This is a genomic window from Pseudomonas sp. W15Feb9B (assembly GCF_000828175.1).
In the GTDB taxonomy this organism is placed as follows: domain Bacteria; phylum Pseudomonadota; class Gammaproteobacteria; order Pseudomonadales; family Pseudomonadaceae; genus Aquipseudomonas; species Aquipseudomonas parakoreensis.
Map to the genome: position 1 here is coordinate 1 of NZ_JTKF01000098.1, position 350 is coordinate 350.

Annotated in this window: 2 tRNA genes; both read right to left on the reverse strand. The window is 56.6% G+C overall.

What is annotated here, in order from left to right:
* Positions 1-75: 75 nt before the first annotated feature.
* Positions 76-151: transfer RNA gene (locus tag OC71_RS26765), tRNA-Gly, on the reverse strand.
* Between the two features lie 2 nt (positions 152-153).
* A tRNA-Glu gene (locus tag OC71_RS26770) sits at positions 154-229 on the reverse strand.
* Between the last annotated feature and the right edge of the window lie 121 nt (positions 230-350).

Here is a 350-nt window from a genome sequence, read left to right on the forward strand (position 1 = left end):
GGCCACTAGACGAAGGGGACAGGCTACAACTTTCACTAATAAAAACGCCGCTCACTGAGCGGCGCTTTTAGAATTTGGAGCGGGAAACGAGACTCGAACTCGCGACCCCGACCTTGGCAAGGTCGTGCTCTACCAACTGAGCTATTCCCGCAATGGCGTCCCCTAGGGGACTCGAACCCCTGTTACCGCCGTGAAAGGGCGGTGTCCTAGGCCACTAGACGAAGGGGACACGCTACCCGGAACACATGGTGTGTGTTTCGGTGTCCAGAGCCGTCTCCGAAGATCAGGTTCTGGTTTCACTCAGCCCTGCCCGAAAGCAGTGCCGTTTAAAATTGGAGCGGGAAACGAGA